We start from the raw sequence: 23,160 nt of genomic DNA on the forward strand, positions 1-23,160 counted from the left end.
AGCTTGGTCGGACGGAGGAGGGCTTAGGCCTCGACCACGCCCAGAACGTCGCTTTCCTTCATGATCAGCAGGTCTTGACCATCGACCTTCACTTCGGTGCCCGACCACTTGCCGAACAGGATGCGATCGCCGGCCTTCACGTCCAGAGCGACGACGTCGCCCTTGTCGTTACGGGCGCCGGGGCCGACGGCGACGACTTCGCCTTCTTGCGGCTTTTCCTTGGCGGTGTCGGGGATGATGATCCCGCCCTTGGTCTTGGTTTCTTCTTCGACGCGCTTCACGAGGACGCGGTCGCCCAGGGGACGAAATTTCATGGTTGTTCTCCGTCGGGACGGTTATCGATAAAGGGGGCGTTGGCGGTGGAAACGCTGCTGTTAGCAGTCCGTACCGTCGAGTGCCAACGCGGTGCTTGAGTTAGGTCCGCCCCCCGGGGGAGTCAAGGACGAGCTCGGCGAACTTTTTGCGATGACGGTTAAGAAGGGGCGGGAAATGGCCCCCTGTCCGGGCTCCGATTCGGGGTTGGCGGGGCGGAATGCGGCGGCGCGCCCGGACTTCGCCTATATTGTCTTCCAGCCTAGTATGGCGCGGTCGTGGTCGGCCCTGACGGGTTTTGCCGTCGGGGATGTCCGTCGCATGCCGGGCTGACCGGATCCTGAGGAGCGCCCTGCGCATGTCGAACTACGCCCTGTCACTGCTGATGGCCGTCGTCGCCTGTGTGATCGGCGGGGTCTTCGGCGGCATGGCCCTGGCCCGGCCGCTGCCCGATGGCGGCATGCAGGACGCGGTCGTCCCGAACAACCGGGTCCAGGCGCGGGCGTTCGGCGGGCTGCTGGTGCTGGCGCACGGTGGGGCCGCGCTCTATCTCGGCTACCAGCCGTCGGTCGGGGCGGCGATGGCCTTTGCCCTGGCCCTGGCCTGGTTCGGCTCTGCTCTGGGGCGGGTGGTTGCCATTCGCCGGGACGGCGTGCCGGCGCGGACCGAGGCGGGCAACCTGGCCTTCGAGATCCTGATCGGCCTGACCCTGTCCTTGCCCTTCTTCAATGCCGGCCGGCTGGTGCTGCGCGGCGGGATGATCGCCTAGGGTTTGACCCCCTCATGCCGTAGCAGCCAAGCCTTGCGCTCCAATCCGCCGGCATAGCCGGTCAATGCGCCTGTCGCGCCGATCAACCGATGGCAGGGCACGAGGATGGCTATGGGATTGGCGCCGTTGGCCGCGCCGACAGCCCGCACGCTGGTGGGCCTGCCGATCCGCGCCGCGAGGGCGGCGTAGGTCGAGGTCTGGCCCGGCGCAATGGCGGTGAGAGCCGTCCAGACCTGCCGCTGAAACGCCGTGCCGCCGGTGGCCCAGGGGATGGCGGCGAGGGCCGCAAGCTCGCCCTCGAAATAGGCCGTCAGGTCCAGGCGGATGGTCGCTGGCGCGGGGCGCTCGTCCAGGGGCTGCTCGCCATAGTGCAGGCGCAGCAGCCGCATCATGCGCGGCGCGTAGTCGTGGAAATCCAGCGCGCGCACCGCGCCGGCTCCATCGGTGACGAGCAGGATTTCGCCGAGGGGCGAGGGGAGGCGGTCGAGGGTGAGGCGGGTGGGCATCTGGCGACTATCCGAGATCCAACACCTTCTGTCCGCCCGGACCTTGCGACCTTGCTCCCTTCCCCCATCAAGGGGGAAGGGAGAGGATAACCTATTAGAAACAAATGGCGAACATTTGCCTTAAGGCGGGAAGGGCTTCTTAGGATCTAGCGAATGCCCGGCACGTGCAGGGCCGCTTCTTTCTCGGCCTTTTGCTTGTAAACGAGGTCGCCGTACTTGCCGTATTCCATGCGGGCGATGGTGCGCTGGTGCACTTCGTCGGGGCCGTCGGCCAGGCGCAGGGTGCGGATGCCGGCATAGGCCTTGGCCAGACCGAAATCGGTGGTCACGCCGCCGCCGCCGTGGGCCTGGATGGCGTCGTCGATGATCTTCAGGGCCAGGCGCGGGGCCGCGACCTTGATCATGGCGATCTCCAGACGGGCCGACTTGTTGCCGGCCTTGTCCATCATGTCGGCGGCCTTCAGGCACAGCAGGCGGCACATCTCGATGTCGATGCGGGCATCGGCGACGCGCTCTTCCCAGACCGAGTGGTCCGAGACGTACTTGCCGAACGCCTTGCGGCTCATCAGGCGCTTGCACATCTTTTCCAGCGCGACTTCCGCCGTGCCGATGGTGCGCATGCAGTGGTGGATGCGGCCGGGGCCCAGGCGGCCTTGCGCGATTTCGAAGCCACGGCCTTCGCCCAGCAGCAGGGCGTCCTCGATCGGCACGCGAACGTTGCGCAGGATCACCTCGGCGTGGCCGTGCGGGGCGTCGTCATAGCCGAACACCGGCAGCATGCGGACAATCTCGACGCCCGGGGCGTCCAGCGGCACCAGGACCTGGCTTTGCTGGGCGTGGCGGCTGGCATTGTCGGGGTCGGTCTTGCCCATGACGATGGCGACCTTGCAGCGCGGATCACCCACGCCCGAGGACCACCACTTGCGGCCGTTGATCACATAGTGGTCGCCGTCGCGCTCGATGCGGGTCTCGATATTGGTGGCGTCCGAGGAGGCGACGTCCGGTTCGGTCATCAGGAAGGCGCTGCGGATCTCGCCGTTCATCAGGGGGCGCAGCCAGCGCTCCTTCTGCTCCAGCGTGCCGTAGCGCATCAGCACTTCCATATTGCCGGTATCGGGCGCCGAGCAGTTGAAGACTTCCGAGGCGAAACCGACCTTGCCCAGCTCTTCGGCGATCAGGCTGTATTCCAGGTTGGTGAGCTGCACGCCCTCGAACTGGAAGGTATCGTCGACATGGGTCTGGCCGCTGTGCGGCGGCATGAAGAAGTTCCAGAGACCGGCGGCCTTGGCCTTGGCCTTCAGTTCCTCGACCACCTGAACGACTTTCCAGCGCTCGGCGCCGATGACGCTCATCTCGGCCTCATAGACCGGGATGGCCGGATAGACGTGCTCGTGCATGAACGCCACGACGCGATCGAGGAACTGACGTTGCTTCGGTGAGATGTCGAAATCCATGGCGCTTCCCAATCCCTGTCTTCAAACGCTTGTTTGAAGCGTTTGTAGCATCGAGTTAACGCGGGCGGCAAGCGGGGTTGCGAGGGCACCCTGTGAGACGGCAAACTGCGCCGCATGAACATTCAGAGTCTCCCCCTCGAAGGCCGCTATGTCCGGCTCGAACCCATCACCGCCGACCTGCGGGCCGAACTGAAGGCCGCCATCGACTGCGACCCCGAAAGCTGGGAGATCATGTCGACCAACGGCTGTGGCGAAGGCTTTGAGGACTGGTGGGGCGCACTGAAGGGCGAGACCGAGCGCGGTGAGCGCATCGGCTTTGCCATCCGCCGCCTGTCGGACAACCGGATCGTCGGCACGTCCAGCTTCCTGAACATCCGCAAGCTGCACAAGGGTCTGGAGATTGGCTCGACCTTCCTGCACCCCGACGCCCGTTCGGGGCCGGTCAATGCGGAGTCCAAGCGGCTGATGCTGACCCACGCCTTTGGCGCCGGGGCCATCCGGATCGAGTTCATGATCGATGTGCGCAACGCCCGTAGCCAGGCCGCCGTCGAGAAGTTGGGCGCCGACAAGGATGGCGTGCTGCGCAATCACAAGATCACCTGGACCGGCCATGTGCGCGATACGGCGGTGTTCTCGATCACTGATGCCGACTGGCCGGGCGTCAAGCAGCGCCTCGACTTCCGGCTGACAGAGACCTTCAACTAAGGGCTCGCGCGGAGAGCGGGTGTTTTCCCAGGCAGCACCACCGCAGGTGAGCGGCCCGGCGGGATCGGCAGCTCGCCTGACGCGCACTTCGCGGCGCTTTCCCCTAAGCGCATGGACTTGCGTGGTTTTTCCCCGTCGGCCAAGATTTTGGTAACGACCTCTCTGGCCTTCTACCGCGCATGGGTGGAATGGCATGTCTGAGAATCTGCATCGAGCACGGTGCGCGCGCGACCTCGGTCGAGGGCGTGACGCCCGGTCGTATCGACAGGACCGCCGCCCTTTACATCGAGAGCCGCTGGCCGTCACCGCGCCGCTTCGGCCAGGTGGCCCCGGGGGCTTATGTGCTGATCGATCCCAACGCCGACGCTCTGGACGGTGAGGAGCTGAAGCAGATCGCGGCCGAACTCCAGGTCCGGCTGTTTGGCACCGACGGCCGCGATGATCTTTGCATGCTGACCTATGAGGGCGACGAGGCCGAGGTGCTGCGCTTCTCGTGCCTGGCGGAAGCCGAGCTGCTGGCCATGCGGGGCGGCGAGCCGCCGCCACCGGTGGGACGGACGCGCGTCGTTACCCGCGACGGCGTTCAGGAACTCGCGCCGTGGGGATCGACGCCGCGCCATGCCAGCCGGGCCGAGGTCGGGGCCGGTGACGGACCACGCCTGGCCTGGCGTGGGGTCTATAATCCCGTCAGCGAGCGCTTCGAGACCAGCCAACCCCAGCGCCTGGCCCGGGAACCCGTCAGAACGGTGCTCGAGGACGGCGACTACATGAAGGCTGACCTCGCCATGCTGGACACGGTGGTGGCGACCCTCGACGGACAGCCGGGCGTGCGGCTGCAGACGGATTTTCGCATGTGGAGCCTGGTCAGGAGCGGCCTGCGCGACACCTATCAGGCCCGCCTCTCGACCCTGAGCCGCGCAGTGGCGGGCCGGCTTTGCGCCCAGGTCTATGACGTGCCGCGCGACCTGCCGTTCCTGGCGATCGCGCCGATGCGCGAGCTGCTCCGGCCGGTGTTCTCGCGGATCGAGGTCCGGGTGCAGGACCCGGGCTTCAACATCCGGGCGGTCCCGGCCAACCTGATCGACGGCGTCGTGCTAGAGCTTTCAGGAGCCGACGAGGTGCAGCGGCTTCTGGTCCTGCGCAAGTTCCTGTCCGGGCGGCGGCAATATCTGGATCTGAAGCTGCGACAAGGCGTCGCGGGGCTGCGGACCAGACGCGAACTGGACCTCTGCCGTGAGCTGAGACTGTCGGCCATCAGTGGCCCCGCAGTCAGTGCGCCGCTGGAAGAACCCTTGCCGGACATGGCTTTGCCGCACGCGGAGCTGCCGTTCAGGCCTGAGGCGCTCAAGGGCTGATCGCCTACGGCGCGGGCCGTTCCGCGCCCCGCCTGCACCTGCGTCCTCTAACCAATTGGCGATCTATTGCGGGTATCCCAAATCTCATGACCGCCATTGCCTGTCTTCGATTGCTGAAGGGGGAGGACGCCTTTCCCGCCGTCCAGGCGCAGGCGGAGGCTGAAAGCTATCTGGGCGCGCGCTGGATGGCGCCGCGACGCTACGGTGCCGTCGCCCCCCTGGCCTTCGTCCTGGCCGATCATCGCGCCAGCCAGATCGACCCGGTCGAGGTCCAGACCATGGCCGCCGAGCTTGAGGCCCTGCTGTTTCCCGAGCGTTGCGGCGGCAAGGTCTGTCTGATGACTTTCGAGGGCGACGAGACCGCTGTCCTGAAGTTTGCCACCCTGACCCAGGCCGAACTGGCGGGTCTCTATCGCGGCGAAGGCTCGGCTGGGCCGGCGGGGCGGGTGCAGGCCATCACCGCCGAGGAGATCCGCGCCGTCCCCAGCACCCGCGAGGAAGCGGCCGTGGCGCGGGCTACGGCCCCGCCAGCCCCGCGACCGGTGCCGGCCGCAGCCAAGGCCCAACCGAAGTCAGCGACCGGCTGGTGGGGGCTCTATGACCTGGCGGAGGGGGGCTTCTGCGGCTCGATACTGGGCTTGCGTACCGACCTTGAGGGGCCGCCGCCGGTCGACGATGAGAAGCTGCTGGTTCGTGACCTGGCCGGGCTGAACGACGCCCAGCCGTTGCTGCAGGCGGCGGCCTTCGGCGATCTCTACCTGCCGCTGGGCTTCTGGAACCTGACCACCCCTGCCTCGCAGGAGTCCTACAAGCGCCGCCTGTCGCGGTATCCGGCAGACCTGCAGCCCCGCCTGGGTGCCAGCGTCTATGGCACGCCGCGTGAGGCCTCGCTGGGTCTGCTCAGCCAGATTCGCGCCCTGCTGAAGTCCAGCTTTGCCTTCCTCGATCTGAACGTTCAGGACCCGACCTTCCCGGTGCACAACCTGCCCCAGGAACTGATCAACAGTGTCACCTTCGCCCTTCCGGAGGGCGACGAACGCCAGCGCCTCGCCGCCATTCAGACCTTCCTCGAGCGCCAGTCGACCTATCGCATCAAGGCCGTCCTGCAGGGGGTGGCCGGCGTGCGAACCGCCGGCGAGCTGGAGGCCTGTCGCGAGGGCGGCATCGCCCGGGTCAGCGGCCCGGCCATCACCGTCTTCCACGACCGCCCCGTTGAAGCCGCCGAAGGCACGCCCTGCGGCGAGGCCAGCCAAGCGGCAGCCTGAGCCGTCCCGAGAATTTCCCTTCGCCCGTGGCTTGACCCTCACGTTGCGGCAGACCCCAGTGATCCCGCCATCGGGAGGGAAGGGTCCTTGACGACATATACGGTCAAACAGATGGCGCGCCTGTCAGGTGTTTCGGTGCGAACCCTGCACCACTATGACGCCCTGGGACTGCTGCGACCCAGCTTTGTGGGACGCAACGGCTATCGCCACTACAGCCGGGACGACCTGCTGCGCCTGCAGCAGATCCTGTTCTATCGCGAGCTGGAGACGCCCCTGCGCGACATCCAGACCGCCCTGGACGATCCGGGCTTCGACACGGCCGCCGCCCTGCGCGCGCACCGGGTCCGGCTGGCTGCCCAGGCCCGCCACTATGACCGGCTTGTCCATGTCATCGACCAGACCCTCGAAACCCTGACCGGAGACGAGACGATGGATGAGAAGACGATGTTCCAGGGGTTCTCCCCTGAAAAGCAGGCCGCCCACGAGGCCTGGCTGGTGGAGACCTATGGCCATGACATGGCCGGGCGGATCGCTGAGTCGAAAGAGGGCATGAGAGCCTGGTCGGCGCGCGACGGGGCTGACTTTCAGGATGAGGCGAAGGCGATCGAGCAGGATCTGGCCCGCGCCCTGACCCAGGGCTTGCCGGCCGATTCCGTAGGGGTCCAGGCGATCATGCAGCGCCACTGGGCCTGGGTCGGTCGGGGATGGAACAGGACCCCCGATGCGCAGTGCTTCGCCGGGCTGGGGCGGCTCTATCTGGAGGTGCCCGAGTTCACCGCCCGCTACGAGGCGGTCGCTCCCGACCTGACCGAATATCTGGCCGAGGCGATGCGGGTGTTTGCGATCGGGCGGTCGTAGGGCCGCGCAGCGTCTCGCCCGGTGGCGGAAAGTTATCCACAGGGCGGGGCGGGCGCTTTTGGTGAGGGCGCTGTCGATTCACCGTCCTGTCTTCCTGGGCACAAGGCCCAGGAAGACAGAGGGTTTTGCGGTCCTTGCAACGACCGACGGACCCCCTCTATCCCCGTAGTTTTCCAGACAGACTTCAGTGAATACAAAAGCTTGCGCGAAAACGCACGTTTTCTATCCCCACCTCTGGAAACGGCCGCAGACTTCTGGTCATGACCCAAACCGACATCCCAACCTGGTGCCTGAACCTGCAGATCAAGCTGATGGCCGCCCTCGACGCGGCCTGGGCGATCGTCGAAAGCGCCGAGGACCCCGCCGCCATAGCCCGGGCTCGCGAAAAGGCCCGCGCCGCCGGCGAGATCGCCGCCATGGTCCGCAAGGTGGCCCTGGCCGCACCGGCCGATCGTCCGGCCCTGACCCGGCAGGTCGCCGCAGGTCTTGCCGCCACCAAGGCGATAACCGACCTCAAGATGGCCGTCTCCGCCGCCGCCCCGGTCGCTGCGCCCATCGCTGCACAAGTCGAACCGGCACGCCGGGCGCTTGACAAGCTCAAGGGTGGCCGGCGGGGGCGGCTGTAGCCCTCTTTCCGTCTTTCAAGAGAGGGGGGCGACGGTCTGGATCGTTCCCCGCCCGCTGCGCCGAGGTCGCGCCTCTGGAAACGGCCTGTGGCCTGGAGGCGAAGAAGACCTCCCGGACGCTTGCGTCTGCGCCTCGAAAAGGTTGGCGACCTTAAGGTAGAGCAGCTTTCCTCCCACCCGCTGAGCGAACGGCGGTCGTTCAGCATGGGGGCAAGATCGCGCAAAACCTGAGGCAGATTGCGCACAGTCACGGCGCCCAGCCAGACTCCGTGGCGTCTTGCGCCTGCCTGCCGTCGCAAAGCCCGCCACCCGTGCGCACCATGTGCATGACTGTCCGGGGGGTCTTAGTCAGTGTCAGATCAGCAAAGCCGACGGGAGATCATTGTCTGGGTCGGGGCCCAGGTCCTGCCCCATGAAGCGGACGCCCGCGCCTGGCTTTACCGCCTGGGCACCGCACGCCACGAGGTCGATGACATCGTCCAGGAGGCCTATTGTCGTCTCGCGGCGCTCGGTTCGGTCGCCCACATCGCCAATGGCCGAGCCTACTTTTTCCAGACCTTGCGCAACATCGCGCTGGAAAACCTGCGTCGCGCCCGCATCGTCCGTCTCGACCTGATGACGGAAATCGAGGTGGCGAACATCGTTGATCATGAGCCTAGCCCCGAGCGCATTGTCGCCGGACGCGAGGAGCTCAGACGGATTGAACAGATCATCGAAGCGCTGCCTCACCGATGCAGGGAAATTTTCAGGCTCCGCAGAATTCAGGGCATCTCCCAAAAGGAGATTGCCCGACGGCTGAACGTGACCGAAAACGTCGTCGAAATGCAGATGCGGCGAGCGCTGCAGCTCATCCTCATGGCGCTGGAGGAGCATGGCGTCTCCAAGCCGTCACCAGCGCGGGAAACGCTCGATGACAAGCGGTCAAACCGCAAAGGAGATCGATGAGGACGCCGCTGGATGGGCCCTGCGGCTTGACGACTCTGTCGATCCCGCTGTCCTGGAGAGCGATCTTCAAGCCTGGATCGCCGGCGACGCGCGGCGCAATGGCGCACTGTTGCGAGCCCAGGCGGCCTTAAGCCTCACCGATCGCGCCCGGGCCTTGCCATCCGTCCCGCAGGATTCTCTGAAAGCGGCCAAACCCGATGCCTCGCGCCGGTGGCTTCTGGCGGCGGGCGGCATTGCGACAGCCGCGGGCGTCGCGGCGCTGCTGGGTCCCCTGGGGCCGCGCCCGGACCGGATTCAGACCCGGCGGGGCGAGCAGCGGCGCGTTCCCTTGGCTGACGGATCGGTCGCTGACATCAATACCGACACCGCTTTGACCGTCCTCTATACCCGGCATCGACGCCGTATCGAGATGGAGCGCGGCGAGGCCTGGTTCTCGGTCGCCCGGGATCATCAGCGCCCGTTTCTGGTCGAAACGCCGGGCCTCAACATTCAAGCCGTCGGCACCGCATTTTCCGTCAACCTCGCAGCAGCGCGGCGTCAGGTGCTCGTGACGGAGGGCGTGGTGGAGGCCTGGCTCACCGATCATCCTGACAGGCGGGTGCGGGTCGAGGCGAACTCGCGCCTGACCATGGGGGCTGACGGCCTGTTTGAGGTCGCCTCGTCGGTCGGCGATATCGCGCGCGATCTGGCGTGGCGCTCGGGGCAGATCGATCTTGCCGGACGCACGGTTTCGCAGGCGATTGAAGAGTTCAACCGGTATGCGCCCCGCCCGCTGATCCTGGACGATCCAGCGCTTGGCGATGAGGTGCTGGTGGGTCTGTTCAACACCAACGATGCTGAAAGCTTCGCGCAGGCGGTCTCTGCGGCCCTCGGCGCGTCGGTGCGCGCGACCCCGACGGCAATTCACCTTGGTCAAAAGGTGCCCCAAAATTAGGCCGTGACGGCGTCGCTCTGCCGAGAATTGCAACACAGGGTGACATAGCGAGCAGTCAATATCGCTCTGCAGACGGAAAAAATCCCCCCTCGCATCGCTTCAAGCGGGACCTGCCAATATTGGCTGAGTTGTCCCTCTGGAGGGGATAATGAAATCGGCCGGATTTTCGCTCAGCCGAGCGATGCTTTTGGGCGCAGTCGCAACGGTGGCGCTGAGCAGTGCGGCGAATGCTGCCGGTGGTAGCTTCAACATTAGAGAGCAACCTGCGCAGACGGGGATTTCTGAATTCGCTCGCCAGGCGGGCATCCAGATCCTGGCCACGGCCGATGCGACCGCCGGCAAGCGCACGAATGCCGTGGTGGGTGTCCTGCCTGTCGAACAGGCCCTGCTTCGCCTGATCGAGGGTTCGGATCTTTCGATCGCTTCCAGCGACGGCCGCACCTTCATCCTGACGGCGCGACGTCGGCCGATCCTTCAGAAGGCGGCCTACGCGGCTCCCTCGCCGCCCCTTGGCGCAGACGCCGTCGAGACCGTCGCAGAACCGGCGGTGGCGACCGAGGTTGAAAGCGTGGTGATCACCGGCACCCGCCTCACCGTCGCCGGCTTCACGGCGCCCACCCCCGTAACCGTGATCGGCGGCGCTGAAGTCCAGGCTCGCGGAGCGGCCTCGGTGGCCGAATTCACCAACTCTATCCCGGCCTTCCGCAGCGCGGTCGGCGCGAGCCAGAACTCCAATGGGGCCCAGAGCGCCGGCAAGGCCACCCTGGCCCTCCGGGGTCTGGGAGCCAGCCGCACCCTGACCCTGGTCAATGGTCGCCGCCACGTCCCCGACGGCACCGGCAACGTCTTCGACTCCAACCTTATTCCCACCAGCATGGTCGACCGCGTCGACGTGGTTACGGGTGGCGCATCGGCCGCCTACGGCTCGGATGCGATCGCCGGGGCGGTGAACCTGATCCTCAAGAACCGGTTCGAGGGGGCACAGCTCGATTTGCGCTACGGCGTCAGCCAGCGCGGCGACGGCATCGAGATCAATCCATCCTTCATCGTCGGCAAGTCGTTTTTCAACGACCGACTGCATGTGGTGGTCGGCGGCGACTATGTTGACCAGCGCGGTACGGGCACGATGTACGTGCGCAAATGGGGTCAGAAAGAGCCGGGGATCCTGACCATCTCCGCCTCGGCCATGCCCAACCGGGTGGCGCGCGGCCTGCCGGCCAACATCATCTCCAACTATGTCGAGACCAGCGCCTACAATGATCAGGGGATGATCACCGGCGGGCCGCTGAGGGGCATCGTCTTCAATGACGGTGGCCTGACCTCGACCTTCAACTACGGAACGATCAACGGCGGGACCGAGATGATCAATCCGGCCCAGACCAACTATGGCAGTGTCGAGAACCCCGACGGGTTCCTGCGGCAGCCCTATCAGCGCCAGGCCTATATGGGCCGCGCCGAGTTCGAGTTCACCTCGGACATCGTCGGCTTTGCGCAGTTGCAATATGCCGAATTCCTGCCCGAGGGACGCTCGTTCGGGGCCCGGGTGCCGAACTTCTCGAACTATCCGGTGCAGATCACCAACCCGTTCCTGCCCGCCAGTGTCGTGGCCGCGATGAGGGCGGCCAACATCACCCAGTTCACCTATGGCGCCACGCGCCATACCGATCTGGGCTCCATCAAGTCGCGCAACCGCACCGATACCATGCAGTTCGACACCGGGCTGAACGGCAAGATTTTCGGCGACTGGGACTGGGATATCGGCGCGGGCATCGGCAAGTCCAATTTCGTGCCCAAGCTGATCGATACCCCGCGCACGGCTGACTTCTATCATTCGGCCTATGTCGTGGCGGGTCCAAATGGAACGCCTGTCTGCGGACCGGTCGAGACCGACCCCTATTTCAACGCGCAGAACCCGATCACCAAGGCGTTGCTGATCGCCAACCTGTCGCCCAACTGCGTGCCCTTCAACATCTTCGGCTCCAATGTCGACTATAACCAGGCAGCCAAGCGCTACTGGAATTCGGCCTCCAACGCCGACTTCGAATTCTGGCTTTACGACGTCACGGCCAATCTCTCGGGTTCGCCGTTCAGCCTGCCGGCCGGCCCTGCGGCCCTGGCTGTCGGCATCGAGTGGCGCAAGGACACGCTAAGCAGCCTCAATTCCCTGGATGGTCAGCGCGGCGCGCTGATGAACCAGAACTATTCGCTGTTCGACGGCGCGGTGAACGTTCGCGAGGCCTATGCGGAAATCGGAGCCCCGCTGCTGGCGGACCTTCCGTTCGCCAAGGCGCTGGACCTGAACGCGGCGGTGCGGCGTACCGACTACTCGACCTCGGGCGCGGTGACGACCTGGAAGGCCGGCCTGACCTGGGATTTGAACGACGCCCTGCGCTTCCGGGCCACCCGGTCGCGTGACATCCGCGCGCCGAACATCAATGAGCTTTTCAACCCCGGCTCGGAAGGCAATCCCAACGTCGTCAACCGTCTGAACAACGCCTCGGGATTCATCAAAAGCAACACGGTCGGCAACCCCAACCTGGACCCCGAAAAGGGCGACACCAATACCGTCGGCGTCGTGTTCCAGCCTGACTGGAACTGGGCCAGGGGCTTGCGCCTCTCGGTCGACTGGTATGACATCAAGCTGAAGGGCGCGATCGCCACCCTGAGCGCCCAGGAGATCCTCGACGATCTGCTGGTTCGCAAGAACACGGCCTGGGAAGCGTTCGTGGTGCGCGACAGCACCAACCTGGGCTTCTCGCGCGTGAACGCCACCCAGTTGAACCTCAATGCCCAGCGGACCAACGGCGTTGATATCGAGATTGCCTATGCCGTGCCGCTGGACTCGATGCCGCTCAAGATCCCCGGCACCCTGAACCTGAGGGCGCTCGGTAGCTGGACCGATGACGCGCGCACCATCACCAGTTCCGGCGTTGATACCGACGTCGCCGGAACCATCACCAATCCCGAATGGTCCTGGGTGGGGTCGGCCAACTACACGCTCGACAAGCTGACCGCCGGTTTGCAGGCCCGCTATGTCAACAGGGTCAAATACAGCGCGACCCTCAAGGGGCCAGATGATCCCGACTACAACATCGCCGCCAGCAACAGCATCAACCGCAACCTCTGGCCCGAAGCCCTGCTGTTCTACGCCAACGCCGCCTACACGCTGCGCGACGATGGCAACCGCCAGATCCGTGTCTATGGCAACATCGACAACCTTCTGGACAAGGATCCGCCCATCGTCGCGATCACGAGCCAGGGGGCCTACGACCTGATGGGTCGGGCGTTCAAGCTCGGCGTGCGCATGACCTACTGATCGCCCGGCGGCCGCCCAGCGGTCGCCGAGACCCTTTCCCCCTCTTCAAGTCGCTCCCTCGAAAGGACACGCCCCATGGCGAAGACTTCTCCGCGCGCACTTGCCTGCGCCTTGGCGCTTTGCGCTGGACTATCCGCTGCCCCGAGCCTGGCGCAAACCGTGTCACTGCCGTCACGTCCGGAAACGGTGATCCGGGGCGAAATCAATAACTTCCGCGCCCCGGTGCTCCGCATCAAGTCCGGCCAGACCGTCGTCATCGACACCATCTCCCACGCGGGCGCGGTGGCTGACGCGGTCGGCTACTTCAAGGCCGGCGGTATTCCTGCTGAACAGGTTCTGCAGGACGTCATCGACATCGGTAAGGTGTCGGCCCAAGCGGGCTTTGGCGGACACGTCCTTACGGGTCCGATCTATGTCGAGGGGGCCGAACCGGGCGACCTGCTCGAGGTCAAGATCATCCAGATCAAGCCGCGTGTCCCCTATGGCGTGAACACCCCGGGCCCGAGCGGGGTCGCTCCCACGCTGGTGAAGGAACGCACACCGAAAATCATCAAGTTCGACCTGGCCCGAAAGGTCGCTCTGTTCTCGCCCGAGATCGAGGTGCCCCTGGCGCCCTTCATGGGGATCATGGCAGTGGCTCCGAGCGCCGACCTGGGCGGCAAGGTCGGCTCCCGCGCACCGGGTCCGTTCGGCGGCAATATGGACCTGAGCCGCCTCACGGACGGCTCGACCGTTTACCTGCCGGTCTTCAACACCGGCGCGCTGTTCTATACTGGCGACTCCCACGCGGCGCAGGGCGACGGCGAGGTGGCCGGCAACGCGATTGAAGCTTCGATGACCGCGACCCTGCAGTTCACGGTCCACAAGGGCGCCGGGTCAGTGCTCAAGTGGCCTGTGGCCGAGGACAAGAACAACTTCTACATCATGGGCATGGACACAGATCTGGACGTGGCGCTGCGCGCTGCGGTCGAGGAGACTGTCGGCTTCCTGCAGCGCCGGGCCAATCTGTCCGTCACCGACGCCTACTCGCTGTCCAGCATCGGCGTGGACTTCAGCATCGCTGAAGCGGTGGACCATAACCTTCTCGTCTACGGCATCGTGCGCAAGTCGCTGTTCAAGACCAAGGTCAGCGTCAAGTAGCGCGCAGGGCAGCAGCTCATAGGTCAGACGACGGCGGGTCGGCACTCGGCCCGCCGTCGCTCGGGGCGGCGGATACAGGCGCCAGGAGCGAAATCTGGCGCCCTTCCGCGTTGCGGACCGGCGGTCATTGTCAGGGTCGGGACGATCAGCGGGCCGGTCAGACCGCCTTCTTCGACGACGACAACGGCCTTCGGGCCGCCGGCATCCAAGCGCGGCAACCGGCCGGCTTCGGCGTGCAGCTCTGCGGCTCGCCGTGGTGGCTGAGGGTGACTATCGTGACGTTATAACATAACTTCACGACTTGATCGCCAGCCGGGATCTGGCTATTGATGTTATACTATAACATCATGAGGCCTCTGCGTGTCCCAAGCGTCAAGGATTGATCGCCGCCTGCCGGTGACCGTGCTCTCGGGTTTCCTGGGGGCGGGCAAGACCACCCTGCTCAACCATGTCCTGAACAACCGCGAGGGCAAGAAGGTCGCGGTGATCGTCAACGACATGAGCGAGGTCAATATCGACGCCGCCCTGGTGGCCGAAGGCGGCGCGGACCTGTCGCGCACCGACGAGACCCTGGTGGAGATGTCCAACGGCTGCATCTGCTGCACCCTGCGCGATGACCTGTTGCAGGAGGTGCGCCGCCTGGCCGCCGAGCGCCGCTTCGACTATCTGCTGATCGAGTCGACCGGCATTTCCGAGCCCATGCCGATCGCCGCCACCTTCGACTTTCGCGATGAGGCCGACCAGAGCCTGTCGGACGTGGCGCGGCTGGACACCATGGTCACGGTGGTCGACGCCTTCAACTTTCTGCGTGACTACGCCTCGCGCGACAGCCTGGCCCAGCGCGGCGAGACGGCGGGCGAGGGCGACGTGCGCACCGTGGTCGACCTGCTGGTCGAGCAGATCGAGTTCGCCGACGTCATCGTGCTCAACAAGACCGATCTGGTTTCAGAAGACGATCTGGGCCGGCTGGCCGGGATCATCGCCACCTTCAATCCGGGGGCCCGGATCCTCCGTTCCGAACGCGGCGCGGTGGCCCTGGACGACGTGATGGGCACCCGCCTGTTCGACTATACCAAGGCCGAGGGCGCGGCCGGCTGGCAAAAGGCCCTGATGGGCGAGGTCTTGCCCGAGACCGAGGAATATGGCGTCAGCCACTTCGTCTATCGCGCCTCCAGGCCCTTTCACCCTGGCAAGCTCAAGGCCTGGCTGGAAAGCGAGTGGCCGGGCGTGATCCGCTCCAAGGGCTTCTTCTGGCTGGCCACGCGCTATGACCGGGTCGGCGGCTGGAGTCAGGCCGGGGCGGTCACCCAGCACGGCCCGCATGGCCGCTGGTGGGCGACGGCGCCGCAGGACCAGTGGCCCGACGATCCGGCCTGGCGGGCGACCATCGAAAAGGTCTGGACGCCGCCGCATGGCGACCGTCGCCAGGAGATCGTGCTGATCGGTATCGACATGGATCAGCCCGCGCTCAAAAAGGGCTTTGACGACTGCCTGCTGTCGGATCTGCAATATCGCTTTGGCCCCAGGGCGTGGACCAAGCTGCCCGACCCGTTCCCCAAATGGGGCTAGAGCCGCCGCCCCTGGGCGACGGCGAGCCCACCGTTGCCTGGGTTTCGGCCACCCTCGGCATCGACCACGATGAGGCAGAGTGGTTGCTGGTGCTGTATCGCTTCCTGCCGGCGGAGGGGAAGGAGCGGCCCTACCGGGTCTATGTGTGCGAGGCGCTGTAGGGGGCTATCGCCTCCCAAACAGCCTCTCGATATCCGCCAGCTTCAGTTCCACATAGGTCGGCCGGCCGTGGTTGCACTGGCCTCGCTGGCCGACCGACCGGCTCTGACCCGGCAGGTCGCGGCAGGCCTGGCCACCACCAAGGCGATCACCGATCTCAAGATGACCGCCGCCGCCGCGCCCGCGGCGGCTCAGGTTGAACCCGCGTGCCGGGCGCTGGACAAGCTCAAGGGCGGACGGCGGCGGGAGGTTGTGAGGTGGCGCACGCCGCTCATACAACTCCGTCATTCCCGCCCTTGTGGCGGGAACCTCTCTGTCGGTCGCAGGTGCAGTAGAGTGGCGCGCCGGCGCGCCAACGCGCTTCACCGTCGGCTGAGCCAGGGGTTCCCGCCACAAGGGCGGGAATGACGGTAATAGGGGGAGAGGCCCAGCCCCTCCCACCCCCGCCCGCAGCCGCGAGGCCGCGCCTTGAAACCTTGGCTGCCAGCGTGCTCTGGAGCCTGACCGAGTCAAGGACCGCCTTAGGCGGCCGCGTCGCGGCGGCGCGGCGCGCCGTCCTTGACTCGGTCAGTCCCCAGAGCTTCGATCCACCAAGGGTTTAGGGCGGGGTGCCGCCCGGCGGAGCGGTTGGAGTTTGGTCGAAAGGGGTGGGCAATGGATGACGAGTCGTTTTCATCTTGGCGTAGTTTCTGGCGGTTCCAGCAAGAAGTCGCCAGAGGCTGGCGTTACGTCCGTTCGCCGGAAACTGAGCAGTTCCTACGCCTGCTGCTAAGGCAAAGTCGCGACCGAGTTCACACATTCTCTGTCGGGCGGCATTTCTACCGCGCCCAGGTTGCTCACAACGATGTCTTCGAACCTGACCTTGAGGACTATGTGCCTAGTCCCGCCTTGCCTGACCGGATGACACCGCTTGCAAACCGCGCAAGTGAAGGCAGGGTCAATTCGAAGGGGATTCCATGCTTTTACATGGCCGGCGACAAGCACACCGCCATGGCTGAAGTGCGACCCTGGATCGGCTCGCTGGTTTCAGTAGGAACGTTTGGGCTTCGTCGTGATGTCCGAGTTGTCGATTGCACACGCGATATTGATAAGCTCAACATTTATCTGGACGAAGACGAGCCTTCAGCCGACGAGCGATCAAAGGCGGTCTGGGGGCATTTGGCACGTGCTTTTAGGGCGCCGGTCACGCGCGACGATAATCGCGCGGACTATGCTGCCACCCAAGTGATCGCCGAGATGTTTCGGGCCGAAGGGTTCGATGGAGTAGCCTATCGCACGGCGTTCGGCGCGGACCGTTTCAACATTGCCTTGTTCGATTTGGAAGCTGCTGAACTTCTGACCTGCGGTCTCCATGAAATCCGGGACGTCACGCTAGACGCTCGTGAGACAACTAACCCTTACTATGTCCAGATCGACGAGCGCGGTGTCAAATCGCTAGTCAAAAACGTCATCGTCGAGGTGTCGCCGAAATGGGCCGCCGAGGAGTAGTGAGAGAGCCATGGAACGCTGTCTATTCTGCAAGGCCAATTCTGCGGGGAGCAGAAGCGTCGAGCACATTTTGCCCGAAAGTCTCGGCAACCGAAACCGTGTCCTAGCACCGGGTACTGTATGCGATCCCTGCAACAACTATTTCGCCCGCAAGGTTGAGGCGCCGATCCTAGAGCACGAGTCGTTCCGAAATCTTCGCGCACGGTGGCAGATCCCAAACAAGCGAGGGGATATGCCTTACTGGCGAGGCGAGCTTTTAGGGTCGAGTATTCCGATTGGGCTGCGGCTCTCACCTAATGGCACGCCCGAGATAAAGCTGGAGCGATTCAGCGATCGCGAGCGGGCTGACACCTTCGTCGCCACGGCGTTAAAAGCGGACCCAGGCCCGGTTCTCGTTTTTAGCGAGACCTTCAAACCACCCAAACGCGAGATGTCTCGCTTCCTAGCCAAGATGGCCTTTGAGGCTCTGGCGCAGCGTCAGTTCTGGGGGGGCGATACCGCAATCGACAATCTGGTCGATCACCCCCACTGGGATGCGATCCGCACCTGGGCGCGGCGCGGAACCTGTGTTTCCGGTCAATGGCCTTTTGCCGAGCGCGTGATCGCTCCTGAACTTACCTATATGCACCTCCCCGAGAGCGACACTTGGGTGCAAGCAGGCTTCAGTTACGACATCTTCGGCACTAGGCAGGGTGAGCACTACTTCGCGCTCTCGTTTCGTGGCTACGAATGGGTGATCAATCTGGGCGGGCCAGCGATCAAGGGTTACGAGCGTTGGCTAGTCGACAACGATAACATTAGTCCGCTTGTCGAAAGGGTAGGCATGAAGGTCATTCAACGAGCTGGTCCACACGGTGTCGCCCACTACCTAGACGGCGAGGGCGACTGGCATGCCGGCGTAGCCTTCGACGCTGACCAAATTCGGCGTTGGACCGGCATCGGCTAGTTTCGCATCCCCCTACCGTCTGCCGAACAGCCGCTCAATATCGGCCAGCTTCAGCTCCACATAGGTGGGGCGGCCGTGGTTGCACTGGCCGGAATGTGGCGTGGCCTCCATCTCGCGCAGCAGGGCGTTCATCTCGGCACCGTTCAGGCGGCGGCCGGCGCGGACGCTGCCGTGGCAGGCCATGGTGGAGCACACCTCTTCCAGTCGCTCCTTCAGCGCCAGGGCCTGGCCGTTCTCGGCCAGGTCGTCGGCGATGTCGCGCACCAGACCCGCCGCGTCGGTCTTGCCCAGCAGGGCGGGGGTCTCGCGCACCAGTACCGCGCCGGGGCCGAAGCTCTCGATGACCAGGCCCAGGGCCGCCAGCTCCTCGGCGCGGGCGATGACCCGCTCGGCCTCGGCTGGGTCCAGATCGACCACCTCGGGCAGCAGCAGGGTCTGGCGGGCCACGCCGCCGGCCTCCATCTCGTGCTTCATCCGCTCATAAACCAGGCGCTCGTGGGCGGCGTGCTGGTCGACAATGACCATGCCGTCGCGGGTCTGAGCGACGATATAGGTCTCGTGCACCTGAGCCCGCGCAGCGCCCAGCGGGAAGTCGACCGGGTCGAAGGGCGCCTGAGTGGCATATCCATCCGCAGGCTGATGATATGAACCGTCGCTGCGTTCATAGACGCCGCGCACCGCGTCGGCCAGTCCATCGCCCAACCCCGGCTCGACCCGCGCCGAGACGTCCGAGAGCCCCGGCAGCACCTGCGGACGCGGCGGTGCCCAGCCGCCCTCGCGCCAGGCCGAGAAGCCGCTCGCAGACGGGCCAGGCTGGAAGCTCTGGGGCCGGTAGCCGCCCAGGAGGCTGCCGCCTTGCTCGGCGCGCAGGCTGTCCAGCGCCTGGGTCGCTACCGTGGTCGAGGCCCGGTGGCCGGCCCCGGCCAGGGCGTGACGCAGGGCCCCGACGATCAGGCCGCGCACCAGGGCCGGATCGCGAAACCGCACCTCGGCCTTGGCGGGGTGGACGTTGACGTCGACCTCGGTGGTTTCCAGCGACACATAGAGGGCCGCCGTCGGGTGGCGGTCACGGGCGAGAAAGTCGGCATAGGCGGCGCGCAGGGCGCCCTGCAGCAGCCGGTCGCGCACGGGTCGTCCGTTCACGAACAGATACTGGTGGGCGGCGTTGCCACGGTTATAGGTCGGCAGGCCCGCAAAGCCGGTCAGGCGCACGCCGTCGCGGGTCTGGTCGATCTCGATGGCGTTGTCCTGGAAGTCGCGGCCCAGCACGGCGGCCAGACGCGCCAGGCGCCCTTGCGGTCCCGGATGCTCGGGTGGCAGGCGTAAGGTTCGGCGGCCGTCGATGTCCAGCGAGAAGCCGACCGCCTCATGGGCCATGGCCTGGCGCTTGATCTCCTCGGTGATCGCCAGGGCCTCGGAGCGCTCGGACTTCATGAACTTCAGCCGGGCGGGGGTGGCGTAGAACAGGTCGCGCACCTCGATCCGGGCCCCGTGCGGGCCGGGGAAGGCGGCGGGGGTCACCTCGCCCACCTGCCCGCCCTCGACCAGGATGGCGTGGGCCTCGCTGGCACCCTTGGCGCGCGAGCTGATCGACAGGCGCGCCACCGAGCCGATCGAGGGCAGGGCCTCGCCCCGAAAGCCCATGGTGTGGATGGCCAGCAGGTCCCACAGGCCCTGCGCGTCGGGGGCCAGTTTGGAGGTGGCGTGACGCTCGATGGCCACCGGCAGCTCTTCGGCCGAAAGGCCGCAGCCGTCATCGGCCACCAGGATGCGGGTCAGGCCGCCGCCATGGGCCTCCACCTCGATGCGCGTGGCACCGGCGTCGATGGCGTTGTCGACCAGTTCCTTGATGGCGCTGGCGGGCCGCTCCACCACCTCGCCGGCGGCGATGCGGTTGACGGTCTCGGGCGGCAGGCGGCGGATGGGCATGGTCGGAACTCTCGTCGGACCAGGGCCCGCATTGCGTCATCGTAATTTGACCGACCCCGCTTGGCCCGGTCCAACTGGAAACGACGGGCGATCCTAGATCGATTCCGCCCGCCTTCGAGGACCCTACATAGTGACGACCGGACGTTTCGCCGCCTTCGCCGCCGCCGCCAGCCTGGCGCTTGTGACTGCTCCCCCTGCCTTCGCCCAGCAGGCCGTGGACGCTTCGGGGCCCATCGACCTCAAACGGGTCGATCCCGAGGCCAATCTGGTCGAGGAACTGGTCGTCAACGCCCGTCTGCCCGGCCCGGCCTGGTGGAAGGTCTCCGACGCAGACACCACCGTCTATGTGCTGGGCGTTCCGGCCATGACCCCGTCGAAGCTTGAGGTCGACGAGTCTGTGCTCAAGCGCCGGCTGGACGGGGCCAATGTGCTGATCATGGGCCAGGAGGCCGATATCAGCGTGGTGCGGATCATTGCCCTGGCGGTGGGCGGCCGCAAGCTTTTCATCATGGACCAGCCGATGCGCCAGACCCTGCCGCCCGAGCTGCGGGCGCGGCTGGAGGCGCGGCTGGCGACCATGAAGGAGAAGCCCGAAAGCATGGACGAGATCAAGCCGGCGTTCGCGGGTTTCCTGGTCGCCAACGCCCAGGACGGCGGCAATGTTTCGATCAGCCTGGGCGGCGTCACCGAGCGGATCCGCGACATCGCCAAGGACAGCTCGCTGGCCAAGCGCCCCCGCATCCAGAAATTGCCGGACTATAGCCTGGTCGGCGCCGTGAAGAGCCTGGCCCAGGCGCCCGAGCCGTTGCAGCAGCTGTGCCTGGATGCGGGCCTTCGCCAGGCCGAGAACGGCGATGGCGGGATCAAGCGCCTGGCAGAGGCCTGGGCTCGGGGCGAGGTGCGCACGGTGGTTTCCGCCGATCGAGGCTTTCAGCGCTGCCTGGCCTCGACCCCGTCGATCGCCCGCGAACTGCGCGATGGCCGCGACGACGCGGTCAAGGCCATCGGTGCTGCGCTGAAGACCCCCGGCAAGGCGGTGGCCGTGATCGAACTGCGCTCTCTGCTCGCGCAAGACGGCGTTCTGGAGCAGTTGCGCGTCAGGGGCTTTACGGTCACCACGCCGGGGGATCCGGCGCCATGATCCTTCACAGGGTCATCCCGGCCAAGCTTTCGCCGCAAGGATCACGCCACGGTGCGCGCATGAAACGTCTCTGCCTGATCGCCGCCCTCACGGTGGCTCCGCTCGCCGCCCACGCCCAGGTCGTCGAGGATCCCGAGGCCAATGTGGTCGAGGAACTGGTCGTCAACGCCCGCCTGCCCGGCCCGGCCTGGTGGAAGGTGTCGGACGCCGACACCACGATCTATGTTCTGGGCACGCTGGCCGCGATGCCCAAGGGCATGGCCTGGGACAGTTCGGTGCTGGATCGACGTCTGAACGGCGCCTTTGCGCTGATCATGCCGCCGGTCGGCAAGGCGGGCCTCACCGACATTCCCGCCCTGCTGCGGTTGTTTGGCAAGCTGAAGTCCGACGTGCCGCTTGATCAGATCGCGCCGGAGCTGGCACCCCGCCTGGCCAGGGTCCGCACGCAGCTGGGCAAGGCGCCTGACAGCTATAGCGAATGGAGCCCGCTGGGCGCGGGCATGATGATCGGCATCGACTACCAGAAGAAGTCCGGCCTGGACGGCGGCGAACCGGAGCGCACGATCGAGCGCCTGGCCCGCAAGCGCAAGGTCAAGTCGCGCCCCGCCGGGGTCTACAAGGCCATGCCGATGGTCAAGACCGTGGTGCGCGAGCACTCTGCCGAGGCGGGCAAGCTGTGCCTGGAGGGCATGCTCAGCGAAGTCGAGGCCGGAACTGCCGCCACCCAGGCTGCCGCCCGCGCCTGGGCGCAGGGCGATGTGCGCGGCGCCATCGTCGGGCCGCGCAACTTCCAGCGCTGCATGCGGTCGATGCCGGGCATGGCCGACATGCAACAACGCAGTCTCAATGACGAGGTCAACGCCCTGAGCGAGGCCATGAAGACACCGGGCCATGCGGTGGCGCTGTTCTCGATCCGTGGACTGGTCGCCGAAGACGGCGTTCTGGACCGGCTTCGCGCCCGGGGCTTCAAGGTGACGACGCCCGGCGATCCGTCGAGTTAGGGCGTGTCTTGCAGCGCCCGGTCGACGGCCGCCATCGCATGCAGGGTGGTGGTGTCGAACAGGGGCACAGCGCTGTCGGCCTGCGAGACCAGCAGCATGATCTCTGTGCAGCCCAGGATGATCGCCTGGGCCCCGCGTTCGACCAGCCGGGCGATTACGCCGCGATAGATCTCGCGTGACGTCTCCAGCACCTGGCCGGCCACCAGCTCGTTGTAGATGATGTCGTGGACGGCCTTGCGGTCGTCGGCCTCGGGGACCAGCACCTCCAGCCCGTGGCGCTTTTCCAGCCGGCCGCGATAGAAGTCCTGCTCCATTGTAAACGCCGTGCCCAGCAGGCCCACGCGGGTCAGGCCGGCGGCCTTGATCGCCTCGGCGGTCGGGTCGGCGATGTGCAGCAGGGGAATGTGGACGGCGGCCTCGATGGTGTCGGCCTCGCGGTGCATGGTGTTGGTGCACAGCACCAGAAAGTCGGCCCCGCCGGCCTCCAGGGCCCGCGCCGCGTCGGCCAGGCGTCGCGACAGCTCCGGCCAGCGGCCCTGATGCTGCAGGGCCTCGATCTCGGCGAAGTCGAACGACCACATCAGGGTACGGGCCGAGGCCACGCCGCCCAGCCGCGCGCGCACCGCCTCGTTGATCAGCCGGTAGTACTGGGCCGAGCTTTCCCAGCTCATACCGCCTATGAGGCCGATCAGGGCTTGGTCGGTCATGCTTGCTCCACGTCGCCGACTAACGCTCTAGCAGG

21 protein-coding genes and 2 pseudogenes are annotated in these 23,160 nt (G+C 66.0%); 17 read left to right on the plus strand and 6 right to left on the minus strand.

Going from position 1 to position 23,160, the window contains the following annotated elements; translation table 11 throughout:
• Positions 1-23 precede the first annotated feature (23 nt).
• A complete protein-coding gene (gene groES, locus ACW179_RS08700; RefSeq protein WP_010918572.1) occupies positions 24-314 on the minus strand; it encodes a co-chaperone GroES in 291 nt (96 codons plus the stop codon).
• 356 nt (positions 315-670) lie between these two features.
• On the opposite strand from groES, the gene ACW179_RS08705 reads away from it, so the two are divergent.
• Positions 671-1,081 (plus strand): DUF4345 family protein, encoded by a 411-nt coding sequence (locus ACW179_RS08705; protein ID WP_492063901.1) that lies wholly within the window; start codon positions 671-673, stop codon positions 1,079-1,081.
• Here the strand turns inward: ACW179_RS08705 and ACW179_RS08710 are convergent.
• Positions 1,078-1,587: a methylated-DNA--[protein]-cysteine S-methyltransferase gene (locus tag ACW179_RS08710; protein WP_492063903.1), complete on the minus strand. Its 510-nt coding sequence runs from the start codon at positions 1,585-1,587 to the stop codon at positions 1,078-1,080. The genes ACW179_RS08705 and ACW179_RS08710 overlap by 4 nt on opposite strands.
• Before the next feature lie 146 nt (positions 1,588-1,733).
• On the minus strand, positions 1,734-3,041 hold the full coding sequence (locus ACW179_RS08715; protein ID WP_492063904.1) for an acyl-CoA dehydrogenase family protein: 1,308 nt from the start codon (positions 3,039-3,041) through the stop codon (positions 1,734-1,736).
• 114 nt (positions 3,042-3,155) lie between these two features.
• On the opposite strand from ACW179_RS08715, the gene ACW179_RS08720 reads away from it, so the two are divergent.
• From ACW179_RS08720 to ACW179_RS08770, 11 genes are all read left to right on the plus strand, one after another.
• A complete protein-coding gene (locus ACW179_RS08720; RefSeq protein ID WP_492063905.1) occupies positions 3,156-3,746 on the plus strand; it encodes a GNAT family N-acetyltransferase in 591 nt (196 codons plus the stop codon).
• Between the two features lie 188 nt (positions 3,747-3,934).
• Positions 3,935-5,101: a hypothetical protein gene (locus ACW179_RS08725; RefSeq protein WP_492063906.1), complete on the plus strand. Its 1,167-nt coding sequence runs from the start codon at positions 3,935-3,937 to the stop codon at positions 5,099-5,101.
• Between the two features lie 86 nt (positions 5,102-5,187).
• Entirely contained in the window at positions 5,188-6,366 is a 1,179-nt protein-coding gene (locus ACW179_RS08730; RefSeq protein ID WP_492063907.1) for a hypothetical protein, read from the plus strand.
• Positions 6,367-6,453: 87 nt separating this feature from the next.
• A complete protein-coding gene (locus ACW179_RS08735; RefSeq protein WP_492063908.1) occupies positions 6,454-7,224 on the plus strand; it encodes a MerR family transcriptional regulator in 771 nt (256 codons plus the stop codon).
• Positions 7,225-7,484: 260 nt separating this feature from the next.
• A complete protein-coding gene (locus ACW179_RS08740) occupies positions 7,485-7,850 on the plus strand; it encodes a hypothetical protein (protein ID WP_492063909.1) in 366 nt (121 codons plus the stop codon).
• 351 nt (positions 7,851-8,201) lie between these two features.
• The gene (locus ACW179_RS08745) at positions 8,202-8,795 is read left to right on the plus strand and encodes an RNA polymerase sigma factor (protein ID WP_492063910.1); all 594 of its coding nucleotides are present in this window, start codon (positions 8,202-8,204) and stop codon (positions 8,793-8,795) included.
• Positions 8,722-9,729, plus strand: a complete 1,008-nt coding sequence (locus ACW179_RS08750; RefSeq protein ID WP_492063911.1) for a FecR family protein — start codon at positions 8,722-8,724, stop codon at positions 9,727-9,729. Before ACW179_RS08745 ends, ACW179_RS08750 begins: the two co-directional genes overlap by 74 nt.
• A 148-nt stretch (positions 9,730-9,877) precedes the next feature.
• The gene (locus tag ACW179_RS08755) at positions 9,878-13,045 is read left to right on the plus strand and encodes a TonB-dependent receptor (protein WP_492063912.1); all 3,168 of its coding nucleotides are present in this window, start codon (positions 9,878-9,880) and stop codon (positions 13,043-13,045) included.
• Positions 13,046-13,204: 159 nt separating this feature from the next.
• The gene (locus ACW179_RS08760; protein ID WP_492063913.1) at positions 13,205-14,185 is read left to right on the plus strand and encodes an acetamidase/formamidase family protein; all 981 of its coding nucleotides are present in this window, start codon (positions 13,205-13,207) and stop codon (positions 14,183-14,185) included.
• Positions 14,186-14,545: 360 nt separating this feature from the next.
• On the plus strand, positions 14,546-15,754 hold the full coding sequence (gene zigA / locus ACW179_RS08765; protein WP_492063914.1) for a zinc metallochaperone GTPase ZigA: 1,209 nt from the start codon (positions 14,546-14,548) through the stop codon (positions 15,752-15,754).
• Positions 15,745-15,915, plus strand: a complete 171-nt coding sequence (locus ACW179_RS08770; protein WP_492063915.1) for a hypothetical protein — start codon at positions 15,745-15,747, stop codon at positions 15,913-15,915. Before zigA ends, ACW179_RS08770 begins: the two co-directional genes overlap by 10 nt.
• A 4-nt stretch (positions 15,916-15,919) precedes the next feature.
• Here the strand turns inward: ACW179_RS08770 and ACW179_RS08775 are convergent.
• Positions 15,920-16,000, minus strand: a pseudogene (locus ACW179_RS08775) (hypothetical protein); the annotation flags it as partial.
• 567 nt (positions 16,001-16,567) lie between these two features.
• Here ACW179_RS08775 and ACW179_RS08780 point away from each other — a divergent pair.
• From ACW179_RS08780 to ACW179_RS08790, 3 genes and pseudogenes are all read left to right on the plus strand, one after another.
• Positions 16,568-17,401 carry an RES domain-containing protein gene (locus ACW179_RS08780; RefSeq protein ID WP_492063916.1) on the plus strand — a complete coding sequence of 278 codons (834 nt, stop codon included), beginning with the start codon at positions 16,568-16,570 and terminating at the stop codon, positions 17,399-17,401.
• A 10-nt stretch (positions 17,402-17,411) separates the two neighbouring features.
• Positions 17,412-17,567: pseudogene (locus tag ACW179_RS08785) on the plus strand (HNH endonuclease); the annotation flags it as partial.
• A 66-nt stretch (positions 17,568-17,633) separates the two neighbouring features.
• Positions 17,634-18,347 carry a hypothetical protein gene (locus ACW179_RS08790; RefSeq protein WP_492064370.1) on the plus strand — a complete coding sequence of 238 codons (714 nt, stop codon included), beginning with the start codon at positions 17,634-17,636 and terminating at the stop codon, positions 18,345-18,347.
• A 12-nt stretch (positions 18,348-18,359) separates the two neighbouring features.
• Here ACW179_RS08790 and mutL read toward each other — a convergent pair whose 3' ends face one another.
• The gene (mutL, locus tag ACW179_RS08795; protein ID WP_492063917.1) at positions 18,360-20,276 is read right to left on the minus strand and encodes a DNA mismatch repair endonuclease MutL; all 1,917 of its coding nucleotides are present in this window, start codon (positions 20,274-20,276) and stop codon (positions 18,360-18,362) included.
• 130 nt (positions 20,277-20,406) lie between these two features.
• On the opposite strand from mutL, the gene ACW179_RS08800 reads away from it, so the two are divergent.
• Positions 20,407-21,417, plus strand: coding sequence for a TraB/GumN family protein (locus tag ACW179_RS08800; RefSeq protein WP_492063918.1), 1,011 nt, complete (start codon positions 20,407-20,409; stop codon positions 21,415-21,417).
• Entirely contained in the window at positions 21,414-22,418 is a 1,005-nt protein-coding gene (locus ACW179_RS08805) for a TraB/GumN family protein (RefSeq protein ID WP_492063919.1), read from the plus strand. The genes ACW179_RS08800 and ACW179_RS08805 overlap by 4 nt, the downstream gene beginning before the upstream one ends.
• Here ACW179_RS08805 and ACW179_RS08810 read toward each other — a convergent pair.
• Positions 22,415-23,125, minus strand: coding sequence for an aspartate/glutamate racemase family protein (locus ACW179_RS08810; protein WP_492063920.1), 711 nt, complete (start codon positions 23,123-23,125; stop codon positions 22,415-22,417). The two genes, ACW179_RS08805 and ACW179_RS08810, sit on opposite strands and share 4 nt — an antisense overlap.
• Between the last annotated feature and the right edge of the window lie 35 nt (positions 23,126-23,160).

The organism is Caulobacter sp. AVps18 (genome assembly GCF_058681425.1).

Excerpts from the sequence above, each read along its gene's own strand:
- ACW179_RS08720 (WP_492063905.1), top strand. The coding sequence starts at position 3,156 with ATGAACATTCAGAGTCTCCCCCTCGAAGGCCGCTATGTCCGGCTCGAA.
- ACW179_RS08780 (WP_492063916.1), top strand. The coding sequence starts at position 16,568 with ATGGATGACGAGTCGTTTTCATCTTGGCGTAGTTTCTGGCGGTTCCAG.
- groES (WP_010918572.1), bottom strand. The coding sequence starts at position 314 with ATGAAATTTCGTCCCCTGGGCGACCGCGTCCTCGTGAAGCGCGTCGAA.
- ACW179_RS08810 (WP_492063920.1), bottom strand. The coding sequence starts at position 23,125 with ATGACCGACCAAGCCCTGATCGGCCTCATAGGCGGTATGAGCTGGGAA.
- ACW179_RS08715 (WP_492063904.1), bottom strand. The coding sequence starts at position 3,041 with ATGGATTTCGACATCTCACCGAAGCAACGTCAGTTCCTCGATCGCGTC.
- ACW179_RS08725 (WP_492063906.1), top strand. The coding sequence starts at position 3,935 with ATGGCATGTCTGAGAATCTGCATCGAGCACGGTGCGCGCGCGACCTCG.
- ACW179_RS08770 (WP_492063915.1), top strand. The coding sequence starts at position 15,745 with ATGGGGCTAGAGCCGCCGCCCCTGGGCGACGGCGAGCCCACCGTTGCC.
- ACW179_RS08790 (WP_492064370.1), top strand. The coding sequence starts at position 17,634 with ATGCCTTACTGGCGAGGCGAGCTTTTAGGGTCGAGTATTCCGATTGGG.
- mutL (WP_492063917.1), bottom strand. The coding sequence starts at position 20,276 with ATGCCCATCCGCCGCCTGCCGCCCGAGACCGTCAACCGCATCGCCGCC.
- ACW179_RS08750 (WP_492063911.1), top strand. The coding sequence starts at position 8,722 with ATGGCGTCTCCAAGCCGTCACCAGCGCGGGAAACGCTCGATGACAAGC.
- ACW179_RS08740 (WP_492063909.1), top strand. The coding sequence starts at position 7,485 with ATGACCCAAACCGACATCCCAACCTGGTGCCTGAACCTGCAGATCAAG.
- ACW179_RS08755 (WP_492063912.1), top strand. The coding sequence starts at position 9,878 with ATGAAATCGGCCGGATTTTCGCTCAGCCGAGCGATGCTTTTGGGCGCA.
- ACW179_RS08705 (WP_492063901.1), top strand. The coding sequence starts at position 671 with ATGTCGAACTACGCCCTGTCACTGCTGATGGCCGTCGTCGCCTGTGTG.
- ACW179_RS08730 (WP_492063907.1), top strand. The coding sequence starts at position 5,188 with ATGACCGCCATTGCCTGTCTTCGATTGCTGAAGGGGGAGGACGCCTTT.
- ACW179_RS08710 (WP_492063903.1), bottom strand. The coding sequence starts at position 1,587 with ATGCCCACCCGCCTCACCCTCGACCGCCTCCCCTCGCCCCTCGGCGAA.
- ACW179_RS08805 (WP_492063919.1), top strand. The coding sequence starts at position 21,414 with ATGATCCTTCACAGGGTCATCCCGGCCAAGCTTTCGCCGCAAGGATCA.